Below are 6,184 nucleotides of genomic sequence, written 5' to 3' on the forward strand. Positions count from 1 at the left end.
CACTCAGTGGGCCGTGAGCAGCCCCTGGGGCGTGTCGCTCCCCGGCGCCGCCCGCTTCGAGCCACGCAGCGCGGCGATGCCGATGAAGACCATGGACGACAGACCCGCGAGGGCGAACGCGGTGAAGCCCCAGTCGCCGTTCCCCGCGGCGAGCAACTGGCCGCCCAGCCACGGGCCGAACACGGCGCCGAAGCGGCCCATGCCGGAGGTCCAGCCGACAGCGGTGGCACGGTTCTCGGGCGTGGAGCGGATCGAGACCGTCGCGTAGATCATGACCTGGGCGCTGTTGAGGAACACGCCGGTGAGGAAGACGACCGTGAAGGTCACCGCCAGCGGCATGTGGACGCTGAGCAGGAAGACCCCGACGGCTGTCAGCGCGAACCAGACCGACGAGATGCGCGGAGCGCCGAAGCGGTCCGCGGCGCGTCCGGCGAGCAGCATGCCCACGATGCCGCCGAGGTTGAAGAGGACGACGAACGTCAGGGCCGAGCCCAGTTCGTAGCCCTCGCCGCGCATCAGCGTGGGCAGCCAGGTGGCGACGCCGTAGACGAGGAGCAGGCCGCCGAAGGACGCCAGCCAGTACAGCAGGGTCTGGGCCCACTCGCCGCCGCGGAACAGGCCGACGAGGGCGTTCCAGCGCTCGCCCGCGGCCTTCTTCCCCGTCGCCTTCCCGGCCGCGTTCTCGGCCGCGGCGGGCAGTTCGGTCCCGAAGCGGCCGGCCAGCACGCGGGCCTCCTCGGTGCGACCCTTGGCGACGAGGAAGCTCAGCGACTCGGGCAGGAATTTCGCGAGCGCCGGTACGAAGAGCAGTGGGACCACGCAGACCCAGAACGCGGCGCGCCAGCCGAGGGGTTCCACGATCCACAGGGCCACGTAGGCGGAGAGGATGCCGCCCGCGTGGTGGGCGGTCATCAGCATGCCGATGGTGAGGGCGGCCCGGCCCCGCGGGGCGTAGTCGGAGACCATGCTGATCGCGGTCGGCAGCAGACCGCCGAGGCCGACGCCGGCGACGGTGCGCCCGAGGCCGAAGGCCGCCACGCTGCCCGACAGGGCGCACAGGGCGGACGCCAGCGAGAAGAGCGTGACGCAGGCGACCATCAGCTTCTTGCGGCCCACCCGGTCGGCGATCGTGCCCGCGGTCAGGGCGCCGATGAGCATGCCGAACGTGGCGTAGCTGCCGAGGTCGCCCGCCCGGTCCGGGGTGATGCCGAGGGACTTCTCGGCCAGCATGTGCGGCAGCACGGAGCCGTAGATGAACATGTCGAGGCCGTCGAAGAGCACGGCCAGCCAGCACAGTCCCAGGACCAGTACGGCCATTCTGCTGCCGCGTGCGGACAGGGCGAAGGAGGAAGGGGCGGAGGAAGAGGAGGACATCGTTGTTTTCCTCTCGTCCAGGAGACAGGACGTGTCCCTGGAGGGGATTCGGGAGGGGCTCGGGGAGCTTGGGAGGGGGTCGCGCGCGGCCCGTGCGGCTGAACCCCCGTGATGTCCCTGACGCTAGAAATCCGGCCGAGGATTGTCAACGTTTTTGTCAACAATCACAGGAACCGTCACAGGACCGGCGGTGTGCCGTGGGTGTGGAAGGACTCGATGGTCTTCAGACCCCAGGCCTGGCCCTTCTTCCGCTCGTTCTCGGTCCAGGTGATCAGCGGCCAGTCGGGGGCCAGCACCAGACGGGTGAGCGGGTTGCACAGTTCGATCCGGTTGCCGCCCGGCTCGTAGACGTACAGGAAGAACGTCTGCTGGATGGCGTGCTTGTGCGGCCCTGTCTCGATGAACACGCCGGTGTCGAGGGCGAGGTCGGCGGCCCGCAGGATGTCCTCGCGGGTGTCCGTGGCGAACGCGATGTGGTGCAGGCGTCCTCGGGAGCCGGTCCAGTCCTCGGTGTAGACGACGTCGTACGACTTGCTGCTGAAGGTCAGCCACTGGGCGGCGATCCTGCCGTCGTCGAGCCGGATCTGCTCGGTCGGGCGGGCGCCGAGCACCTCGTGGACGAAGTCGCCGTTCGGCGCGACGTCGGCGGCGAGGAAGTTGACGTGGTCCAGGCGGCGTACGCCCACTCCGTGACCGGGTTTGGCCTGTGGCTGGTTCTTCAGGCCGGGCTTCAGCTCGTCCGGCGCCCGGTACCACTCGCTCTCCCAGTAGAGGGCGATCTCGTGGCCGTCGGGGTCGGTGGTGACGTACAGCGGGCCGATGCCCGGCTCGTCCTCGACCCAGCGGCCGGTGCGGCCGGCGCTCTCGGCCGCCTCGACCCGTCGCCGGAGGGCCTCCTGGCTGGAGGCGCGCAGGGCCGTGCGGCGGATGCCCGACGTCTCGTGCGCGGTCAGGACCAGGCTGTGGTGCTCGTAGTCGTCCCAGGTCCGCAGGTAGACGGACGTTCCGTCCGCCGAGCGGCCGTTCTCGGTCAGACCGAGGTACGCGGTGCAGAACCGGACGCTGGCGTCCAGGTCGGGGGTGAGCAGTTCGACGTGCCCGAGGTGGGCGATGTCGCCGAGCGGCGGGGCCATGAGGCCTCCTCAGGGGTGGTGTGCGGCTCCGGCAGGCCTGGGGAAGACCGTGCCGTCGAAGATCTTGCGTGCGGTACGGACGACGGCGGTGCGCCGGGCGACCGGGAGGGCGCCGGGGGCGTCGTGAGCGAGTGCGGCCGTCTCCTCATGGGTGAGGGCGGCCGTGTCCTCGTACGTGACGGCCGTCTCGATGTCGAGGAATCCGGTGGGGTGCTCTATGCGCATCCGGTCCCCGTGCTCCGGCAGGCGGGCCACGGACTCACCGACGCCGCCCTCGACCCGCAGTCCCGCGGCGACGCTCGCGGCGCCCAGGACTCCGATCGAGGTGTGGCAGCGCACCGGTATGAAGGTGCGCGTCATGACCGCGCCGCCGGCCGACGGCGGTGCGAGCAGGCTGAGTTTGGGCACGGTGGTGTTCTCCACGTCACCCAGCCCCATCAGCTTCCCGGCCTCCAGCCGGATCGCCCGAAGTCGCTCGGCGAGCTCCTGGTCCGCCTCCAGGGCCCCGGGGGTCTCGTAGCCGGTGACGCCGAGCGAGGACGCGGCGACGAGCACGGTCGGCATTCCGTTGTCCACGCAGGTCACGGGCGTGCCGGCGACGATGTCGCGCGCCCGGCCTGTCGGCAGCAGCGGGCTGCCGCCCGGTGGGAACTCGATGACCACCGGTGCGGCGGACCCCGGCACACCGGAGATCTCGGCGGAGCCCGAGTGGTCGACCCTGCCGCCCGGAGTGGGGAAGTCCGCGACGGCGAGGTCCCCGGTGTTCAGCATCCGGATGCGTACGGAGGTGCGGTCGCCGTCCGGGACGACGAGACCGCGCTCGACGGCGAAGGGGCCCACTCCCGCGAGGAGGTTCCCGCAGTTCTGACGGTCACTCACCTCCGAGCTGTCGACGCCGACTTGGAGGAACAGGTAGTCGACGTCCGCCTCGGGGTCGGCCGAGGCGGAGACCACCGCCACCTTGCTGGTCAGGGGGTGCGCACCGCCCAGGCCGTCGATCTGGCGCGGATCGGGGCTGCCCATGATCCGCAGCAACAGGTCGTCGCGCAGGGCGGGTTCGGCGGGCAGGTCGCCGGCGAGGAAGTAGGCGCCCTTGGAGGTACCGCCGCGCATGAGCATGCAGCGCACCCCCTCGAAGCGGGCCGCTCCGCCGGAACTCGGCCCCCCGGAGCCGGAGCCGGCGCCGAAGCCAGTGCCGGAGCCGGTCATGAGCCCGCTCCGTCCAGCCGCTCCCGCTCGTGCTCGGGCCCGCCTCCGCGCTCGTACTCGTACTCGTCGTACGACTGGTAGGAGACACCCAGGCGTACGAGGGTCTCGCGCAGGCCGTAGCGGTCGAGCCCGAGTTGCCCTTCCTGGAAGGCGGCGCGGGCCCCGGCCTCCTTGACCTCGCGGGCCTCGGAGGCGTCGGCCACCTGCCGGGCGCGCTCGCGCGGCACGCACACCACGCCGTCGTCGTCGGCGACGATCACATCGCCGGGGCGGATCACCTGGCCGCCGATGGCCACCGGCACGTTGACCGAACCGCCGGTCGCCTTGACCGTGCCCTGCGGGCTGACGGCCGCGGACCAGGCGGGGAAGCCCATCTCACGCAGCTCGACGGTGTCCCGGATGCCCGCGTTGATGATCAGGCCGCGCACCTTGCGCCGGTGCAGCGCGGTGGCGAACAGCTCGCCGAACATGCCGTCGGTGGAGGGCGAGGTGGTCGTGACGACCAGGATGTCGCCCTCGCCGCACTGCTCGACGGCCGCGTGGATCATGAGGTTGTCGCCGGGCCAGGAGAGCACCGTGACCGCGGTGCCCGCGACCCGGGTGTCATGCTGGACGGGGCGCAGATGGGTGCCGAGCAGGCCGGTGCGGCCCATCGCCTCGTGCACGGTGGCGACTCCGTAGGCGGCGAGCGCCTCGACGTCCTTCGCTGCCGCCTTCGGCGGGTTGGTGACGATCACGCCGCTCATGCCAGCTCCCCCGTGACCTGCGGGTAGGGCCGCATGTACGCCTCGGCCATGGTCTTGTGGGCCAGGCCCAGGTTGGGTCCGGCGTTGCGCCTGAGCTGGACACCTCGGCGGACGGCGAGGTCCGTGTAGTAGTCCCACAGGTGCTGCTGCGCGGCCAGGCACTCCATCGCCTTGCGCTTGGTCTCCCAGACCTCGGAGATGTCGAGGAGGACCTGCGGCTTGAAGCCGCACATCTCGGGCTGGTGCGGCTCGAAGAAGAACACCGGCGGGGCGCCGATGACCTCTCCCTCGGCCGGGTAGCCGATGGCCCCCGCGAGGACTCGCGCGTCCAGTGCCATCCGCGCGGCCGCCGGGTGGTCGCCGTTGTAGGGGTCGTCGAGCGGGTGGGTGAGTACGACGTCCGGCTGGGCCTCGCGGTAGACGGCGACCAGCCGGTCGGTCAGTTCCGGCGTGACGGTCAGGGGGTAGTCGCCGGCGTCGAAGAAGACGACCTCGGCACCGAGGGCCGCGGCCGCGGCCTCGGCCTCACCGCGGCGTATCCCCTTGATCTCCTCCAGGGACTTTCCCTCGCGCCATGCCTTCGCGGACTCGCCGCGCTCGCCGTAGGTCAGGCACGCGATGGTGACCTTCTCGCCGCGGGAGGCGGCGAGGGCGATGGCGCCCCCCGCCCGCCATACGAAGTCCCCGGCGTGGGCGGTGACGACGAGCGTCGACCGTGGGGGGTTGGGCGCGTTGCCGTGGGTCATTCCTGCGATCTCCTTGCTGGACAGGCCGGTTGGGCCCACCCCGCGGCTCATGCGCTCGACGCGTCGTGCACGCCGTGCTCACGCACTCGACGCGTCATTCACGCAACGCGTCGATCACACCCGCGAGGTGGGCACGGACGGCCGCTTCGGCCGCCTGTGGGTCCCGGGCCCTGATCGTGTCGATCATGGCCAGATGCTCACTCAGGGATTTCTGGGGCCGCCCCGGCCGCAGCGCGAGCTGGAAACGGTGGCGCACCAGCTGGCCGTTGAGCCGTTCCAGCAGTCCCACGGCCACCTGCTGGCCGGAGAACTGCCGGATGTGGGCGTGCAGTTCGTGGTTGAGGTCGGAGTAGGTCACCGGCTCACCGTCGGCGACGGCCTTGGACATCGCCTCGCCCAGGGCGGCCAGCTGGTCCAGCTGTTCGTCGCTGGCCTCGACGGCCGCCTTGCCCGCGCACAGTCCTTCGAGGACCATGCGGCACTCGGTGATGGCGACCGCTTCCTCCACGGTCACCACCCGCACCCGCGAGCCGCGGTTGCGGATCCGTTCGACCAGTCCTTCCGACTCCAGCTCGATCAGTGCTGCCCGCACACTGGCCCGCGTCACACCGAACTGCTCGGCGAGTTCGTTCTCCACCAGCCGCTGGGCCGGTGCCATCTCGCCGTGCAGGATCGCCTGCCGCAACCGCGCGAGCGCGTGCTGCCTGGCCTGCTCTCCGGTGCTCGGACGGGCTTGGTTCGGCATGTGTGCCCTCTCTGAGTGAGTGCCTGTCGAACCTAAATCTAGTCGAACAACATTGTCAACAATTTCGTTCGACATTCAGGCACTCCCCAGCCACCCCATGGAGAAAGGCGCCCCACGGCGGGTTGTTCGTTCTCTGCGGACCGTGGGGGCTGGTCGCGCAGTTCCCCGCGCCCCTTACGGGGCCGTGCACGCGCGCCCCGTCAAGGGGCGCGGGGAACTGCGCGCTCAACC

6 protein-coding genes are annotated in these 6,184 nt (G+C 71.0%); all 6 read right to left on the bottom strand.

The window, feature by feature from the left end; genetic code table 11:
- Nucleotides 1-3: 3 nt before the first annotated feature.
- The 6 genes from AOK01_RS28055 to AOK01_RS28080 all read right to left on the bottom strand — a co-directional run bounded on the left by AOK01_RS28055 (nt 4) and on the right by AOK01_RS28080 (nt 5,953).
- A complete protein-coding gene (locus AOK01_RS28055) occupies nt 4-1,374 on the bottom strand; it encodes an MFS transporter (RefSeq protein ID WP_055516531.1) in 1,371 nt (456 codons plus the stop codon).
- Nucleotides 1,375-1,550: 176 nt separating this feature from the next.
- Nucleotides 1,551-2,507, bottom strand: coding sequence for a catechol 2,3-dioxygenase (locus AOK01_RS28060; protein ID WP_055516533.1), 957 nt, complete (start codon nt 2,505-2,507; stop codon nt 1,551-1,553).
- Between the two features lie 9 nt (nt 2,508-2,516).
- Nucleotides 2,517-3,626, bottom strand: coding sequence for a 4-oxalomesaconate tautomerase (locus tag AOK01_RS28065; protein ID WP_055516544.1), 1,110 nt, complete (start codon nt 3,624-3,626; stop codon nt 2,517-2,519).
- Nucleotides 3,627-3,712: 86 nt separating this feature from the next.
- Nucleotides 3,713-4,462 (bottom strand): 4-carboxy-4-hydroxy-2-oxoadipate aldolase/oxaloacetate decarboxylase, encoded by a 750-nt coding sequence (locus AOK01_RS28070; RefSeq protein ID WP_055516535.1) that lies wholly within the window; start codon nt 4,460-4,462, stop codon nt 3,713-3,715.
- A complete protein-coding gene (locus AOK01_RS28075; RefSeq protein ID WP_055516537.1) occupies nt 4,459-5,208 on the bottom strand; it encodes a PIG-L deacetylase family protein in 750 nt (249 codons plus the stop codon). The genes AOK01_RS28070 and AOK01_RS28075 overlap by 4 nt, the downstream gene beginning before the upstream one ends.
- A 94-nt stretch (nt 5,209-5,302) precedes the next feature.
- Entirely contained in the window at nt 5,303-5,953 is a 651-nt protein-coding gene (locus tag AOK01_RS28080; RefSeq protein WP_055516539.1) for a GntR family transcriptional regulator, read from the bottom strand.
- Nucleotides 5,954-6,184: the final 231 nt, after the last annotated feature.

The organism is Streptomyces aurantiacus (assembly GCF_001418335.1).
GTDB classification, from domain to species: Bacteria; Actinomycetota; Actinomycetes; order Streptomycetales; family Streptomycetaceae; genus Streptomyces; species Streptomyces aurantiacus.

Coding starts and splice junctions, on each gene's coding strand:
- AOK01_RS28055 (WP_055516531.1), bottom strand. CDS start 1,374: ATGTCCTCCTCTTCCTCCGCCCCTTCCTCCTTCGCCCTGTCCGCACGC.
- AOK01_RS28060 (WP_055516533.1), bottom strand. CDS start 2,507: ATGGCCCCGCCGCTCGGCGACATCGCCCACCTCGGGCACGTCGAACTG.
- AOK01_RS28065 (WP_055516544.1), bottom strand. CDS start 3,626: ATGCTCATGCGCGGCGGTACCTCCAAGGGCGCCTACTTCCTCGCCGGC.
- AOK01_RS28070 (WP_055516535.1), bottom strand. CDS start 4,462: ATGAGCGGCGTGATCGTCACCAACCCGCCGAAGGCGGCAGCGAAGGAC.
- AOK01_RS28075 (WP_055516537.1), bottom strand. CDS start 5,208: ATGACCCACGGCAACGCGCCCAACCCCCCACGGTCGACGCTCGTCGTC.
- AOK01_RS28080 (WP_055516539.1), bottom strand. CDS start 5,953: ATGCCGAACCAAGCCCGTCCGAGCACCGGAGAGCAGGCCAGGCAGCAC.